This is a genomic window from Arthrobacter sp. Hor0625, from assembly GCF_052567525.1.
In genome coordinates this window covers 2,157,466-2,173,235 of record NZ_CP199586.1, presented here as the reverse complement: position 1 = coordinate 2,173,235, position 15,770 = coordinate 2,157,466, and the positions used below count along the sequence as shown (strand labels likewise).

13 protein-coding genes are annotated in these 15,770 nt (G+C 70.6%); 5 read left to right on the top strand and 8 right to left on the bottom strand.

Features of this window, described 5'->3' with window-relative positions; genetic code table 11:
* Positions 1 to 96: 96 nt before the first annotated feature.
* Complete coding sequence (locus tag ACTWLI_RS10075) at positions 97 to 1,248, top strand: glutamate--cysteine ligase (RefSeq protein WP_445153733.1); 1,152 nt, start codon at positions 97 to 99, stop codon at positions 1,246 to 1,248.
* Positions 1,249 to 1,342: 94 nt separating this feature from the next.
* Here ACTWLI_RS10075 and tsaD read toward each other — a convergent pair whose 3' ends face one another.
* From tsaD to ACTWLI_RS10045, 6 genes are all read right to left on the bottom strand, one after another.
* Positions 1,343 to 2,470: a tRNA (adenosine(37)-N6)-threonylcarbamoyltransferase complex transferase subunit TsaD gene (gene tsaD / locus ACTWLI_RS10070; RefSeq protein ID WP_445153732.1), complete on the bottom strand. Its 1,128-nt coding sequence runs from the start codon at positions 2,468 to 2,470 to the stop codon at positions 1,343 to 1,345.
* Positions 2,467 to 2,925, bottom strand: coding sequence for a ribosomal protein S18-alanine N-acetyltransferase (gene rimI, locus ACTWLI_RS10065; RefSeq protein WP_445156158.1), 459 nt, complete (start codon positions 2,923 to 2,925; stop codon positions 2,467 to 2,469). Before rimI ends, tsaD begins: the two co-directional genes overlap by 4 nt.
* A 62-nt stretch (positions 2,926 to 2,987) precedes the next feature.
* Entirely contained in the window at positions 2,988 to 3,659 is a 672-nt protein-coding gene (gene tsaB / locus ACTWLI_RS10060) for a tRNA (adenosine(37)-N6)-threonylcarbamoyltransferase complex dimerization subunit type 1 TsaB (RefSeq protein ID WP_445153731.1), read from the bottom strand.
* A 2-nt stretch (positions 3,660 to 3,661) separates the two neighbouring features.
* Positions 3,662 to 4,300, bottom strand: coding sequence for a tRNA (adenosine(37)-N6)-threonylcarbamoyltransferase complex ATPase subunit type 1 TsaE (gene tsaE / locus ACTWLI_RS10055; RefSeq protein ID WP_445153730.1), 639 nt, complete (start codon positions 4,298 to 4,300; stop codon positions 3,662 to 3,664).
* On the bottom strand, positions 4,297 to 5,520 hold the full coding sequence (gene alr / locus ACTWLI_RS10050; protein WP_445153729.1) for an alanine racemase: 1,224 nt from the start codon (positions 5,518 to 5,520) through the stop codon (positions 4,297 to 4,299). The genes tsaE and alr overlap by 4 nt, the downstream gene beginning before the upstream one ends.
* 315 nt (positions 5,521 to 5,835) lie before the next feature.
* Entirely contained in the window at positions 5,836 to 6,927 is a 1,092-nt protein-coding gene (locus tag ACTWLI_RS10045) for a carbohydrate kinase family protein (protein ID WP_445153728.1), read from the bottom strand.
* Between the two features lie 81 nt (positions 6,928 to 7,008).
* Here ACTWLI_RS10045 and ACTWLI_RS10040 point away from each other — a divergent pair, with 81 nt between their 5' ends.
* The gene (locus tag ACTWLI_RS10040; RefSeq protein ID WP_445153727.1) at positions 7,009 to 8,460 is read left to right on the top strand and encodes a family 4 glycosyl hydrolase; all 1,452 of its coding nucleotides are present in this window, start codon (positions 7,009 to 7,011) and stop codon (positions 8,458 to 8,460) included.
* A 9-nt stretch (positions 8,461 to 8,469) separates the two neighbouring features.
* On the opposite strand, the gene ACTWLI_RS10035 is transcribed toward ACTWLI_RS10040, so the two are convergent.
* Complete coding sequence (locus ACTWLI_RS10035; protein WP_445153726.1) at positions 8,470 to 10,245, bottom strand: glycoside hydrolase family 5 protein; 1,776 nt, start codon at positions 10,243 to 10,245, stop codon at positions 8,470 to 8,472.
* A gap of 171 nt (positions 10,246 to 10,416) precedes the next feature.
* Here ACTWLI_RS10035 and mshA point away from each other — a divergent pair, with 171 nt between their 5' ends.
* From mshA to ACTWLI_RS10020, 3 genes are all read left to right on the top strand, one after another.
* Positions 10,417 to 11,682, top strand: coding sequence for a D-inositol-3-phosphate glycosyltransferase (gene mshA, locus ACTWLI_RS10030; RefSeq protein ID WP_445156157.1), 1,266 nt, complete (start codon positions 10,417 to 10,419; stop codon positions 11,680 to 11,682).
* A gap of 72 nt (positions 11,683 to 11,754) precedes the next feature.
* Entirely contained in the window at positions 11,755 to 13,488 is a 1,734-nt protein-coding gene (locus ACTWLI_RS10025) for a formate--tetrahydrofolate ligase (RefSeq protein ID WP_445153725.1), read from the top strand.
* Positions 13,489 to 13,609: 121 nt separating this feature from the next.
* Positions 13,610 to 14,527, top strand: a complete 918-nt coding sequence (locus ACTWLI_RS10020) for a hypothetical protein (RefSeq protein ID WP_445153724.1) — start codon at positions 13,610 to 13,612, stop codon at positions 14,525 to 14,527.
* Between the two features lie 76 nt (positions 14,528 to 14,603).
* Here the strand turns inward: ACTWLI_RS10020 and ACTWLI_RS10015 are convergent, their stop codons facing one another.
* A complete protein-coding gene (locus ACTWLI_RS10015) occupies positions 14,604 to 15,689 on the bottom strand; it encodes an inositol-3-phosphate synthase (protein ID WP_056737854.1) in 1,086 nt (361 codons plus the stop codon).
* Positions 15,690 to 15,770: the final 81 nt, after the last annotated feature.

The window sequence follows — 15,770 nt, the reverse complement described above, 5'->3', positions numbered from 1 at the left end:
CCGCTGCCTTGCCGTAGCCCGCCGCGTCCGCGGGCGGACCGTCCGGGCGACATGACCGGCCGGCGCAGGCTGGCAACGACACCGTGAAGGGACCACATGAAGATTGATTTCGCTTCATCCAGGCAATCAACTCTTGGTGTGGAATGGGAACTCGCGCTGGTCAATGCCGAAACCGGCGAGCTGGCCTCGGTCGCCAGCGAGGTGCTTCGCGGCGTCGCCGCCCGGCACCCCGAATTGAACGAGGATGACGAGCATCCGCACATCAAACAGGAATTGCTGCTCAACACCGTGGAGCTCGTCACCGGGATCTGCACCACGGTGGCCGAAGCGAAGGCGGACCTGAGCAGCTCGCTGGCCGCGGTCCGCGAGGTCACCGATCCGATGGGCGTAGAGGTCTTCTGCGCCGGCAGCCACCCGTTCAGCCCGCCGCAGCTCCAGACGGTGACGGACAAGGAGCGCTACGCCAAGCTGATCGACCGTACGCAGTGGTGGGGCCGCCAGATGGTGATTTACGGCGTCCATGTCCACGTCGGCCTGGACAGCCGGGACAAGGTCCTGCCGGTGCTCGACGGGCTGGTCAACTACTTCCCGCACTTCCAGGCGCTCTCGGCATCCAGCCCGTTCTGGGGCGGCGAGGACACCGGCTACGCCTCGCAGCGGGCTCTGATGTTCCAGCAGCTGCCGACGGCGGGCCTGCCGTTCCAGTTCGGCAGCTGGGCCGAATACGAGGCTTATGTCCAGGACATGTTCACCACCGGAGTAATCGACACCCTCTCCGAGATCCGCTGGGACATCCGCCCCGTCCCCAACCTTGGCACGATCGAGATGCGGATCTGCGACGGCCTGGCCACGCTGGAGGAAGTCGGCGCCATCGCCGCGCTCACCCAGTGCCTCGTGGACGAGTTCTCCACCATCCTGGACAACGGCGGCACCATTCCGACCATGCCGCCGTGGCACGTGCAGGAGAACAAGTGGCGTGCAGCCCGCTACGGCCTGGACGCGATCATCATCCTCGACGCCGAGGGCAACGAACAGCTCGTCACCGACCACCTGCGAGAGACCTTGAAGCGCCTTGAGCCGGTCGCCGCGAAGCTCGGCTGCAGCGCCGAGCTGGCCGACGTCGGCAAGATCATCGACCGCGGCGCTGGCTACCAGCGGCAGCGCCGGGTTGCCGCCGAGCACGGCGGGGACCTGCGCGCCGTCGTCCTTGACCTGGTCAAACAGATGCGCACCGGCCCCGAGGCCTAGCCTCACGGGCCGCGCCCTCCCGGAAGCCTGGCATCCCCGGAGGGGCCATCCCGGGAACGCACCGTTCCGGCAGCCGGCCTCCCGGCCGCGGCGGCTACGCGCTGACGACCGTGACCGGCATCGAGGAATCCGGCGCGAAGCCGATCCCGCTCGGCGCCGTCCCGGACATCACCAGCTGCGCGCCGAGGGCCGCCACCATGGCGCCGTTGTCCGTGCAGAGCGAGAGCGGCGGCACCGTCAACCGGATCCCGGCCGCGCTGCAGCGCTGTTCGGTGAGCTGGCGCAGCCGCGAGTTCGCCGCCACTCCCCCGCCGAGCAGCAGGTCGGTGATGCCGTTTTCGCGGCAGGCGAGCACCGCTTTGGCCGTGATCACGTCCACCACCGCCTCCTGGAACGCCGCCGCGATGTCCGCCACCGGGACCTCCTCGCCGCGGGCCTCGAACTGCTCGACGCAGCGCGCCACGGCGGTCTTCAGCCCGCTGAAGGACCAGTCGTAGCGGTGCGGGCCGGGCTCCTCCGCGGTGCCCATGTACTTGGGCTGGGTCAGGCCCCGCGGGAACCTGATCGACTTGGCGTTGCCGGTGCGGGCCAGTTTGTCGATGGCGGGACCGCCCGGGTAGCCCAGGCCCAGCAGCCGGGCCACCTTGTCATAGGCCTCACCTGCGGCGTCGTCGATCGTGGAGCCGAGCAGCTCGACGTCGTCGGTGATGCTGCGGATCCGGAGGATCTCGGTGTGGCCGCCGGAGACCAGGAGGGCGCCGAGGTTCTCCGGCAGGCTGCCGGAGAGACCGCCGGGGACCCCGGCCGCGCCGGATGCCGCGGCGCCGTCGGCCGGCTCGAGGAGCCCGACGCCGACGTGCGCCACGAGGTGGTTGATCGCGTACAGCGGCTTCCCGGTGGCGACCGCGAGCGCTTTGGCCGCGCAGACCCCGACCATGAGCGCCCCGGCAAGGCCCGGGCCGGAGGTGACGGCGATGGCGTCGACGTCGTCGAGCGTCACGTCCGCCGCCGCGAGCGCCTCCTGCAGGGTGGGGACGAACGCGTCCAGGTGCGCCCTGGAAGCGATTTCGGGGATGACGCCGCCGAAGCGGACGTGCTCGTCCATGGACGAGGAGACGGTGTTGGCCAGCAGCCGGGTCCCGCGGACGACGCCGACGCCGGTTTCGTCGCAGGAGGACTCGATGCCCAGCACCAGCGGGGCGTTGCGGTCGGGGCGGTTCATGGACGGCCTGCTTCCTGTGGGTCTTCCGGCGCGCCGAGCACCAGCCGCATGATCAGCGCGTCCACGCCGTCGCGGTAGTAGCGGGGCCGGACGTGGATCTGTTCGAAGCCGAAGCGCCGGTACAGCTGCTGGGCGCGCGGGTTGTCCGCGCGGACTTCCAGCAGCACGTCGGCCGCGTGCCGGCGCCGGCTTTCCCGGATGAGCTCGGTCAGCAGGGCCGAGCCGATGCCGCGGCCTTCCTGTTCGGGGACGACGGCGATGGTCTGGACGTCAGCGATGGGTTCGATGCACATCAGCCCGGCGTAGCCGACGATCGTCCCCCCGGACTCCGCGACGAGGTAGCGGCGGGTTTCCGCCTGGGCCAGTTCGTCGACGAACATTTGCAGCGGCCAGGCGTCCACCGGGAACAGGCGGCGCTCCAGTTCGTGCACCGCGGGCACGTCCGCGGCCACCATGTCCCGGAGGACGACGCCTGCCGGTGCGGCGCCGGGCGTCACTCCCGGAGTTCCGGGGGCGTTCACAGGGCGCGCTTCCGTGGGCCGGGCACCTGCGCGTCGGACTCGCGCAGGTACAGCGGCGTGCTGTCCAGCAGCTGCTCCCCCGCGGCCAGGCGGGCCAGCGCGAACTGGCCGAGCGACAGGGCCTCGGGCTGGCGCGAGGCGAATTCGGGCACGGCCCGCACGTCATCCGGGTAGAGCCCGGCGCCGGCCCCGTAGGCGGGAAGGTCCGGCAGCCCGGCGGCGAAGCCGACGTGCGGGCCGTCCACCAGCTGCGGCAGCTGGCCCGCAGCCAGGGCGTAGCGGGCCCAGTACACTTCCTTGCGCCGCGCGTCGGTCGCCACGATGAACTCGGCCGCGGCCTCGGTGGACTCGGCGACCTCCAGGGCGATCGCGTCGAGGCTCATGAGCCCGTAGAGCGGCTTCTGCCAGACAAGAGCCAGGCTGCGCGCGGTGACGATGCCGGACCGCAGCCCGGTGAACGGGCCCGGACCCACACCGGTCACGATCGCGTCGACGTCGGCCCCGCGAAGGCCCGCGCCGGAGAGCAGCTGTTCGATGCCGGGCGCCAGCACCTCGGCGTGGCTGCGGGTGTCCGCGGTGGCAAAGCTGCCGACGACGGATTCCAGCGAATCGTCGGAGACCAGGGCGGCGCTGGCCACGGCCGAGGTATCGATGGCAAGGATCAGCATCTTCAGTCCGTTTCCGGGGTTGCGGCGGGGGCGGCGAAACGGCCCAGGGCTGCCGGCGGCCCGGCCCAGCGGGGGCCGAAGCCGCGGAAAACCACGGTTCGGGGTTCGTCGGCGTCGTCGGTATCGAAGTCGAGCCCTGCCGGTTCGGACGCGCCGCCGGGCTCCGCGGCGCCGGGCTGCGCTGTGGGCTGCGAAGTGGTGGCCTGCGGGGCGGCGCCGCCGAGCCGGCGGTGCAGCTCAATCTCAAGCCGGCTCTCGCTCAGATGTTCCACCCGGTCGCGGCCCCATTCGACCACCGTCACGGAGGTGTCCATGGTGTTTTCCAGGTCGATGTCGTCAATCTCGGCGGCGGAGCCCAGCCGGTATGCGTCGACGTGGACCAGGTCCGGGCCGCCGGGGCGGGGTCCGTCGGGGAGGTTGGGGTGGATCCGGACCAGCACGAAGGTGGGCGAGATGATCCCGGGGCGGACGCCCAGGCCCTCGCCGAGCCCCTGGGTGAACGTCGTCTTCCCGGCGCCCAGCTCGCCGCTGAGGACCAGCAGGTCGCCGGCCTCCAGTTCGGCGCCCAGTGCCGCCCCGAGCGCGTGCGTCTGCTCCGCGGTCCCGACGTCGAGGGTCCGCTCCCACACCGGAGCGCTCACTGTGCGCTCCCGCCGTCGGATGCCGGTTCCTCGTTGATGTAGCGGCGCGGAACCCGGGGGCTGATGCGCGTGACAATCTCGTAGTTGTTGGTGCCGGCCGCGCGGGCCCAGTCCTCGGCGGTGGGGCCGCCGTCGGCGCCGTCGCCGAACAACACCGCTTCGGCGCCGAGCAGGCTGCGTCCGCCGTCGGAAACATGCAGCGGGCCGAGGTCGATCACCATCTGGTCCATCGCGATGCGCCCCACCACGGGGTAGTCCACGCCGTCCACCCGCACCGGGCCGCCGGTGGCGACCCGGGGCACGCCGTCGGCGTAGCCGAGCGGGACCAGCCCCAGGGTGCTGCTTTGGGCGGTGCGGTAATTGAGCCCGTAGGACACGCCCTGCCCGGCCGGCACGTCCTTGCAGTTTGAGACGACGGCGCGCACCGTCATCGCCGGGCGCAGGCCGACCTCCGCGGCACGCTGTTCCTCGAAGGGCGAGAGTCCGTAGATGCCGAGGCCGACCCGGACCAGGTCGAAGTGCGTATCCGGTCGGGAGAGCGTCGCCGGGGTGTTGGCGAGGTGGCGGACCTCGGGGTCGACGCCGGCGTCCTGCGCCATGGCCAGGACGTCGCGGAAGGCTTCGAGCTGCTGGTCCGTTTCCGGCCGGTGGGGCTCGTCGGCGACGGCCAGGTGGGAGAAGATCCCGACGACGCGCAGCAGGCCCTGGTCCTGGTACTCCATGGCCTCGCCCAGGAGCGTGTCCCACGATTCGAGGGTGGCGCCGTTGCGGCCAAGGCCCGTGTCGACCTTGAGGTGGATCCGGGCCGGGCGCTCCTGTTCCCGGGCGGCGGCCACGATCCGGCCCAGCTCCCAGCCGGAGCAGCCGATGTCGATTCCGGCGGCGACGGCGGCAGCGAAGTTGCTCTCGGGAGTGTGCAGCCAGGCCAGCAGCGGCGCGTCAATGCCGGCGGCGCGCAGGGCCAGGGCCTCCGAGATGTGGGCCACGCCCAACCAGCTGGCCCCGGCGCTGAGCGCGGCCCGGGCGACGGGCACGGCACCATGGCCGTACGCGTCGGCTTTGACCACGGCCATGACCTTGGCCGGCGACGCGACCTTGGCCAGGTGCCGGACGTTGTGCCGGATCGCCTCAAGGTCAATAATCGCCGAGCGCTCCTCGACGTGGTCCGGTCGGACTTCCGCCACCGGCCGGAAATCACCTGTTGCTGCTGGGTATATCACCCAACGATTCTACGGGTGGGTGGCAGGCGCGCTGAATTTCCGCCCCGGCCCCCTCCGGCGGACATGCCCATTCTCGGCAACTGCGGCTGGGCATAACGGATCATGCCCGTTCCCCGGCCCAGCCACGGGACATGTCCGTCAGGCCGCCGGACCCACCCGCAGCCCACCCGGACGGACATGCCCATCCCTCGCAGCTGCGGCTGGGCATAACGGATCATGCCCGCTCCTCAGCCGCGCCACGGGACATGTCCGTCAGCCCGCGGGCCCACCCGCGCCCTCACCCAGCCGCGCCCCCACCCGGCGGCCCGCTGCGGTTTAGGCGTCGGAGAGGTGGGCGATGGTCGCCGTCGCCCGCCGCTGGGCCTCCGGCGGCACGTCGCGCACGATGTCTTCGAGGAACCGGTACCGCCGGAGCCACTGGCTGCCCTGCCGTTCCTTCCGGGCGTTGGCGCGCTGCCACCAGTCGGCCAGGTCGCCCCAGCCCGGTGCGGCGAGGGAGCCGCCGACCTGCTGCACGGCCAGGGCGGCGCAAAGGTTCGCGAACCGCAGCCGGTCCCCGAGCGGCCAGCCGGCCAGGCACCCGACGATGAACGCGGCCCCGAAGCAGTCCCCCGCCCCGGTCGGGTCGAAGGCCTGGACCGGCAGCGACGGCACCCATTCCTCCTCGCCGGTCTCGGAGTCCACGGCCATGGCCCCCTGCGGACCCAGGGTCACCACAGCCACCGGGACCCGGTCAGCGAGCGCATAGAGCGCCGCCCAGGGGTTGTCCTTGCCGGTGAACGCCATCGCCTCCTGCTGATTGGGCATAAAGGCGTGGAAATACCGCAGGTTATCCAGCCGGGCCTGCGCCCACGCCCCGGTGGGGTCCCAGCCGACGTCGCCGAAGAGGCGAACCCCGGCACGGTGCGCGTCCAGGGCCCACGGCTCGAGCTCCTCGCCCAGTTCCGCGACGGCGGCGAGCGCGGCCGGCGGGCAGCCGATCAGCTCGGTGGAGGTGACGGGCGCCGGGTGGCCGTGGGTCACCATGGACCGGTCCTTTTCGACGCTGAGCGAGACGGTGACCGGCGAGTGCCAGCCCGGGACCCGGCGTGAGAGCGACAGGTCCACGTGCTCCTGGCGGTCCAGGATCTTCCAGTTGTAGTCGCCGTAGCCGTCATCGCCGAACGCGGCGGCGAGACCGGTCCGGAGTCCCAGCCGGGCCGCCGCGATGGCCTGGTTCGCCACCCCGCCGGGGCAGCTGCCCATCCCTTCGCTCCAGATTTCGGTGCCGGGCAACGGCGAGTGCGGCAACCCGGTGAAGATGATGTCCTGGAACACCGTGCCGGTCAGGAGCAGGTCGAACCCCGCCGCCGCGGGGGCCCGGACGGCGGCGAGCGGGTCGAAGCGCGGCGCTGGAATCGCGTCCATACAGGCACATTACGCCGCCGTTGATGCCGGCGGAAGAAGCCCTCCGTGATCCCCGGCGGCGGTGCGGAATAGACTGCTGGCATGCGGCTCATGATTGCCGGCGGCGGCGGGTTCCGGGTGCCGCTGCTGTACCGGGCGCTCACTTCCGGGCCCTTCGACGGGTTGGTACGGGAGCTGGTGCTGTACGACGTCGACGCGGGCCGGCTCGCCGCCGTCGAGGCCGTGCTCGCCGCCGCGCCGGGCCCGGCGGGTGGTCCTTCGGCGTCCGGCGCCCCGGCCGTCCGGACCACAACCTCGCTGCCCGCGGCCCTCGCCGGGACGGACATGGTCTTCGCCGCAATCCGGCCCGGGGGCACTGCCGGCCGGACCGCTGACGAGCGTATCGCGCAGCAACTTGGGGTGCTGGGCCAGGAGACCACCGGCGCGGGCGGGATCTCCTACGCCCTGCGCAGCATTCCGCCCATGCTTTCGCTGGCCCGCGCGATGGCGCAGCACTGCCCGGACGCCTGGCTGGTCAACTTCACGAATCCGGCCGGGATGGTGACCGAGGCCCTGCTCCCGGTGCTGGGCCGGCGCGTGGTGGGCGTCTGTGACTCCGCCGGCGGGCTGGTGCAGCGGGCGGCGGCCGCCGCCGGCGTCGTCCTGCCCAACGGCCGGCTCGACGGCGTGGGTTACTACGGGCTGAACCACCTCGGCTGGCTCTACCGGCTGGAGTCCGGCGGCCGGGACGTGCTCCCGGGCCTGCTGGCCGACGCCGGAGCTCTGGCGGGGTTCGAGGAGGGCCGCCTCTTCGCGCAGCCCTTTTTGGCACGCCTGGGCTGCCTGCCGAACGAGTACCTGTATTACTACTACGAAACGGACCGTGCCCTCGCCGCCATGCAGGCTGCGGGGCAGACCCGGGGCGAATCGATCCACCGGCAGCAGTCCGAGCTCTATCCCCGGCTCGCGGCCGCCGGCGCGGATGCCTACCGGCTCTGGGATGCCGCCCGGCGGTCCCGCGAGGAAGGCTACCTGGCGGAGGCCCGCGGCGCGGGTGAACAGCGGGATGAAGCGGACCTGGCCGGTGGCGGCTACGAGCGGGTGGCGCTGGCGGTGATGCGCGCCCTGTCCGGCGGCGGCGCCGCCGACCTTGTCCTGAACACGCCCAACGCGGTGCCCGGCCCGGGCGGTGTGCCGGTGGCGGCGGTCCCGGGGCTGCCGGTGGACGCCGTCGTCGAGGTCCCCTGCCGGGTGGACACCGGCGGCGTGGCGCCAATCCAACAGGAGCGCCCGGCACCGGCGCAGCTGGGGCTGATGCGGCGGGTCAAGGAGGTTGAACGGCTCGTCGTCCGGGCCACGGCCGACGGCGGCGCGGCCGCTGCCGCCCCCGACGGCACGGGGTCCGTGCTGGCGACCGGGGCCCGGCGCGAGGCTGCCCTGGCCGCCTTTGCCCGCCACCCGCTGGTGGGTTCGGAGGAGCTCGCGGCCCGGCTGCTCACCGGTTACGAGGCAGCCTTCCCGGAACTGCCGCGGCTCTGGGCTCAGAAACTGTGACCAGGAAGTTCAGCGCAGTCCGCCGGCGAGCGCTTCGTGGAGCGCCGTGTTGGGTTCGCCGGGTTTGCCCGTGCCGCTGAGGTAGAGGCCCATCTGGTTTCCGTGGTACTCCCAGTACGCGAAGCTGAGGTCGTTCTCCTTCAGGAGTCCCAGCATGTCGGTGACCCACTGGCCGCCGCCCTTGCCCTCCATTTCGAAGGCCTGCCGGACCAGGCCGAACTCCATGACCGACATGGGCACGTTGTTGTCGGCGCCGAACTTCAGCCGCTTTCCCAGCTCGTGGGCCAGATAGTCCTTGCCGCGGGTGAGGAAACCGCCGCCGGCCGCTCCGGGTGACTGGGCATACACATCGATCTGGAGGGCGGCCGCCGGGGCGGAACTTCCGGTGGCGGCGATTCCCTGGCCGCGCATGTGGCCCTGGATGCGGTACTTGTTGCCGGGAACGACCTTGAAGAGGTGGCCGTCGTTGCTCCACCCGGCGATCGTTCCGGCGTCGACGGCGTTGCTGATGGACAGGCTGCCGTTGTCCCGGTGGCCGGACTTTTCCCGGGCGAACTTCGGCCCGGACCCGGCACCTGCCCCGTACGACCATTCGTGCCAGTCCAGGGTGCCGTCCCGATCGAGCCGGTCGTTGACGAGCTGCCGCAGTTCGGCGCCGTCGGGCCCGTATTCGGTGACGGTAATGGCGTCGAAGGAGGCCGTTCCGCGTACCCCGCCCTGCGCCGTGACCAGGGGCATCGCCGCGACGGCTTTCGGGTCCTCGATCGCGACGATCCCGCTGTCGTACGCCGCCCACCCGGTCGTCCCGGCCGGCAGCGGCTTGGTGGCAATGCGGCTTTCCGGGAGCAGGACTCGTTCCCCGGTCGGGAGGAGTGTGTCCGGATCGGGGTAGCTGCCACCGTCCTGGATCGGGCCTTCGACCCAGGATGCGTACTGGTGGGTGTATTTGATCGGTTCGTAGAAGTGGAAGTCGTACACGACGTTTTCGTCATTGACCAGGAAGTGCGGGTCGATGCCGGCGGCACCGTACCTGCCGTTGACGCCGTAGATCCCGCCCACGACCAACAGGTGGTTCGGGTCTTCCGCGCGCACCGCGGCGACCAGTTGCTGGGCCAGCCGTTTCCACTGCTCGCCCGTCGCGTCGGTCGTCACCGGCTCGTTGAGCAGGTCGTAGGCGGCGATAGCCGGTTCGTCCTTGTACCGGGCCGCGACGGCGCGCCAAAGGTCGGCGTTCTGCTGTTGCAGCTTCGGGTCGGACCAGAGGTCAAAACTAACGGCGTCGCTGGTCGGGTCCAGCCAGAACCCGCCGATCGGGGTGTGCAGGTCCAGGATCAGGCGCATCCCGTGGTCCCGCGCCCAGGCCACGTTGCGGTCCAGCCACTGCCAGAAGATGTCCGGGGAATCGACGTACCAGTCCCCGTCGAAGGCGAACCGGACGCTGTTGAAGCCGAGGTCCTTCGCGCGGGCGAAGTCTTCCTTGGCATGGTGCTGGGAGGTCAGGAGCTCGGCCCCGTTGAGGTTCCGGTGGTAGAAGTTGGAGAAGTTGACCGCCTGCAGCCGGACGGGCGCGCCGTCGAGCACCAGCCCCCGGCCCTCCGCAGTGATGAACCCGTCCGCCTTGGCGGCTTCCGGCGGGCCGCCGGTGCCGCGGGTGAGCGTGCACCCGGCGATGACCAGCACCGGTACTCCCAGCAGCAGCACGGCCAGCACCCAGCCGGGCAACCGGCGTCGCGGGCCGGTGAAGCGCGGCCGGTCCTGCACAGGCGGATATCCGTTCCCGGGCATCTGGTTCCCCTCGCTCGGTCCTCAGACGCACAGCCTATTAGCCCCGGCCGCGTTTGTCTTGGGTCCGTCGCTTCCCGGGGCCGTCCGCTTCCCGGGGCCCGGCCGCGTCCCGGCGCGCCGTTCAGGAGTAGTGTTTTACCGAATCCACGTCGCATGAAGGGAAGGACGATGATGCCGCTGGTCCGCCGGGTCGCCCTGCTCTCCCTGCACACCTCGCCGATGGAGCAGCCCGGGTCCGGGGATGCCGGCGGGATGAACGTGTACATCCGCGCCCTCGCGGCCGCCCTGGCCGAGACCGGCGTCGAGGTGGAGATCTTCACGCGCGCCACCTCACTGGACCAGCCCGCCGTCGAGCACCCCTCCCCCGGTGTCTGCGTCCACAACGTTTTCGCGGGGCCGGCGCGGAAAGTTCCCAAGGAGGAGCTGCCCGCGCTGCTGCACAGCATGGTGGCCGAAATCGACCGGATCAGGCAGCTCCAGCCGCACGGCCGCTATGACGTCATCCACTCGCATTACTGGGTCTCCGGGATCGCCGGGCTGGAGCTGTCCGAGCTGTGGGGTGTCCCGCTGTTGCACACCATGCACACTATGGCCAAGGTCAAGAACCTGCTGCTGGAGTCCGGCGAGCAGCCTGAGCCCCGCCGCCGCGAGGAGGGCGAACACCGGATCGTCGACGGCGCCACCCGGCTGATCGCGAACACCGGGGCGGAGGCCGCGGAACTGGTGTCGCACTACGACGCCGACCCGGACCGGATCGACGTCGCGCCGCCGGGGGTGGACCTGTCCGTGTTCACCCCGGCGTTCCGTGGCCGGGCCCGCAGCCAGCACGGCGTCCCGCCCGGGCGCTACCACCTGCTGTTCGCGGGCCGGATTCAGCGGCTGAAGGGTCCGCAGATCCTGATCAAGGCCGCCGCGCTGCTGCGCGCCCGCCGCCCGGACATCGACCTGCAGCTGACCATTCTGGGGGCGGTCAGCGGGGCGAAGGACTTCGACCTGAAGGCGCTGATCAGCGCCGCCGGGATGGACGACGTCGTCACGCACCATCCGCCGGTCAGCGCGCCCAAGCTGGCGGGCTGGTACCGCTCGGCCGACGTCGTCGTGATGCCCTCCTATAGCGAATCCTTCGGCCTGGTGGCCCTGGAAGCCCAGGCCTGCGGGACCCCGGTGGTCGCCACCAAGGTGGGCGGGCTGTCCCGGGCGATCTTCGACGGCCGCACCGGCCTGCTGGTGGAGGGGCACAAGGCCGCGGACTGGGCGGATGCGCTGGAGGCCCTGCACGACGACCCCGCCACCCGTGAGGACATGGGCCGCGCGGCGTCCGTGCATGCGCAGGATTTCGGCTGGCAGCGCACCGCCGCGATCACGCTGGAGAGTTACCAGGCCGCCCTGGTCCAGTACCTTGGAACCCGGAGCGTTCCGGCGGGCCACACGCCCTGAACCGCAGGACACCCCGACGCCCGGCCGGCACCACGGCCGGGCGGCGACGAAGCCACGAGCCGAAGGACAACGATGTCTGAGAACACCACCGAAGCCCCCGCGACCGACGGCGGGAGGCCGGCCGCGGCGCCGGTGCCCAGCGACCTCGAGATTGCCCAGCAGGCCACCATGCGGCCGATCGAGGACATTGCGGTCGCGGCCGGGATCAACCCCGGGGCGCTGGAGCTCTTCGGTCGCTACAAGGCCAAGATCGACCCGGCCAAGCTGAAGCGGGACGGGCTGCGCGCCCCGGGGAAGGTGGTCCTGGTCTCGGCCATGTCCCCCACGCCGGCCGGGGAAGGCAAGTCCACCACCACGGTCGGGCTCGCGGACTCGCTGGCGCGGGCCGGGCACCGGGTCATGATCGCCCTGCGTGAGCCCTCCCTGGGGCCCATCCTGGGGATGAAGGGCGGCGCGACCGGCGGCGGCTACTCGCAGGTGCTGCCGATGGACGAGATCAACCTGCACTTCACCGGCGACTTCCACGCCATCACCTCGGCGAACAACGCCCTGATGGCCCTCGTGGACAACCACATCTACCAGGGCAACGCCCTGAACATCGACCCGCGGCGGATGACGTTCAAGCGCGTGCTGGACATGAACGACCGGTCCCTGCGCGAGGTCGTGATCGGCCTTGGCGGACCCACCCAGGGCGTGCCGCGGCAGGACGGCTTCGACATCACCGTCGCCTCCGAGATCATGGCCGTGTTCTGCCTGGCCACCGGCCTGGATGACCTGCGCGCGCGGCTGGGGCGGATCACCTTCGGCTACACCTACGACCGGGAGCCCGTGACCGTTGCCGACCTCGGCGTCGAGGGCGCCCTGACCATGCTGCTCAAGGACGCGATCAAGCCCAACCTTGTGCAGACCATCGCCGGCACGCCCGCCCTGGTGCACGGCGGGCCCTTCGCGAACATCGCCCACGGCTGCAACTCGCTGATCGCCACTCAGACGGCCCGCAGCCTCGCCGACGTCGTGATCACGGAGGCCGGCTTCGGCGCCGACCTCGGTGCCGAGAAGTACATGGACATCAAGGCGCGCACGGGCGGCGTGGCCCCGTCCGCCGTCGTCGTCGTGGCGACCATCCGCGCGCTCAAGATGCACGGCGGCGTTCCCAAGGACCAGCTCCGGGAGCCGAACCTCGAAGCGCTGGCCGCCGGCGCGGCGAACCTGCAGCGGCATGTGCGCAACGTGGAGAAGTTCGGCATCATGCCGGTGGTGGCGGTCAACAAGTTCGGCACCGACACTGAGGAAGAACTCGACTGGCTGCTGGACTGGTGCGCCGCGGAGGGCGTCCAGGCCGCCGTCGCCGACGTCTGGGGCCGCGGCGGGGGCGGCGACGGCGGGGACGAACTCGCCGCGAAGGTGGCCGCGGCGATCGAAGCCCCGCACGATTTCCGGCACCTGTATCCGCTGGAGATGCCTGTGGAGGACAAGATCCGCACCATCGCCCAGGAAATCTACGGGGCCGACGGCGTCGAGTTCTCCGTCCCGGCGCTCAAGCGGCTGGCGGAGATCGAGAAGAACGGCTGGTCGTCGATGCCGGTGTGCATGGCCAAGACGCAGTATTCCTTCAGCGACGACGCCACCAAGCTCGGCGCGCCGAAGGGTTTCACCGTGCACGTCCGCGACCTGATTCCCAAGACCGGGGCGGGCTTCATCGTGGCACTCACCGGCGCGGTGATGACCATGCCGGGCCTGCCCAAGGTCCCGGCGGCGATGCGGATGGACGTCGGCCCGGACGGCAAACCCGTCGGCCTCTTCTAGACCGCGTTGCCCTATCACTTACAGCTGCCATTCGGGGGCTGTGGGGCCCACAACTGATGTCGCAAGCGCGGCCTGTGGATACTTTCTGCAGCCCTGGGCGGTTCTGCCGAGAATGGTGGGCATGCACGCTCCCGCGCCTTTGCCCCGCCACCTCGCCGCTGCGCCCTTCACCGTCTACGAGGCGCGCGCGGCGAGTCTGAGCGCGGGGCGGCTCCGGGCAGCGGACCTCGGCACCGCCGGTCGGGGTCTCTACCTGCCCACGGACTGGGAGTTCGAACTTCGTGGTCTGGCACGGGCCCTCTCCGCCGCGACGCCCGGCGCGTGGATCTCGCACCTGACCGCGGCCGTCCTGCTCGGCCTGTGGCTTCCGTCGTGGTTTGCCGGGTGCCGGGAACTGCACCTGAGCAAATCGAAAGCACTGCCCCCGGTCCGTAGGGCCGGCGTTGTCGGCCATACCGTGTTGGCTTTCGCCGACGAGGTCATGGTCTGGGAGGGAATCCGGATCTCGACGCCGGCCCGGACGTGGCTGGACCTTGCCCGGATGGTGCCGCTGGAGGACCTCGTGGCCGTCGGCGACCAGCTGGTGCGCCAGCCGCGCCCCGGCCTGGAGCGCCGCACGGAGCCCTGGGCCACGCTTCCGCAGCTGAAGGCCATGCTCGTGCGGCACCCGAAGCTCCAGGGCATTGTGAAAGCCCGGCTGGCTGCGGACCTGATCCGTACCGGTGCGGACTCCGCGCCGGAGACGTTCCTGCGTCTGGCACTAACCGCGGCCGGGTTGCCGGAACCGGAGCTGCAGGTGCGGATCATACCCGGCGACCCCTACTCCCCTGCCGCGGACCTGGGCTACTGGAAGCGCCGGATCGCTGTGCAGTACGACGGAGGTCATCACCTCACCCGGGAACAACAGTCCCGCGACATCCGACGCGATGAAGCCTTCATCGCCGCGGGGTGGCGGTATTTCAAGCTCAACGCCGATGACCTGCAGGGCGGTTTCCGCGCCGCGGTTCGCAGAGTCGGCGCGGCACTCATCGCCGGTTAAACCACAGATGCCCTATCACTTGTGGGCGCCAAACCGGGGGTTTGGGGACCACAAGTGATAGGGCATCCGTCGGGGTTTAGCGCTCCAGGTCGCCGCGGATGAAGGCCTCGACCTTTTCGCGGGCGAGGTCGTCGTTGAACTGCTCCGGCGGGGACTTCATGAAGTAGCTCGACGCGGAGAGCAGCGGGCCGCCGACGCCGCGGTCCAGGCCGATCTTGGCGGCACGGACGGCGTCGATGATCACGCCGGCGGAGTTGGGCGAGTCCCAGACCTCCAGCTTGTACTCGAGGGACACGGGCGCGTCGCCGAAGTTGCGGCCTTCGAGGCGCACAAAGGCCCACTTGCGGTCATCGAGCCACTGCACGTAGTCGGACGGGCCGATGTGGACATCCTTGGCGGCGAGGTCCGCTTCGACGTTGGAGGTCACGGCCTGGGTCTTGGAGATCTTCTTGGACTCGAGGCGGTCGCGCTCCAGCATGTTCTTGAAGTCCATGTTGCCGCCGACGTTCAGCTGGTACGTGCGGTCCAGGGTGACGCCGCGGTCTTCGAAGAGCTTGGCCATGACGCGGTGCGTGATGGTGGCGCCGATCTGGCTCTTGATGTCGTCGCCCACGATCGGCACGCCGGCGGCGGTGAACTTGTCCGCCCATTCCTTGGTGCCGGCGATGAAGACCGGGAGTGCGTTCACGAAGGCCACGCCGGCGTCGATCGCGCACTGTGCGTAGAATTCGGCTGCTTCCTGGGACCCGACGGGCAGGTAGCAGACCATGACGTCGACCTGGGCGTCCTTGAGGGCCTGGACGACGTCGACCGGCTCTTCCGGGGCCTGCTCAATGGTCTCGAGGTAGTACTTGCCGAGGCCGTCGAGGGTCGGGCCGCGCTGGACGGTGACGCCGGTCGGGGGCACGTCGGCAAGCTTGATGGTGTTGTTCTCGCTGGCGAGGATCGCGGCGGACAGGTCCTGCCCGACCTTCTTGCCGTCGACGTCGAACGCGGCAACGAACTGCACGTCGTTGACGTGGTACTTGCCGAACTGGACGTGCATCAGACCCGGGATCGTGGCCTCGGGATCGGCGTCCCGGTAGTACTCGACGCCCTGGACCAGCGATGAGGCGCAGTTACCCACGCCGACGATTGCAACACGAATCGGATTTGAAGACACGGAACTCCCTTTGAGAACAAACAAACGTACCGGCGCGGACGCACGGGATGCGACGGCGGCAGGCTGGCGCAGCAAAATACG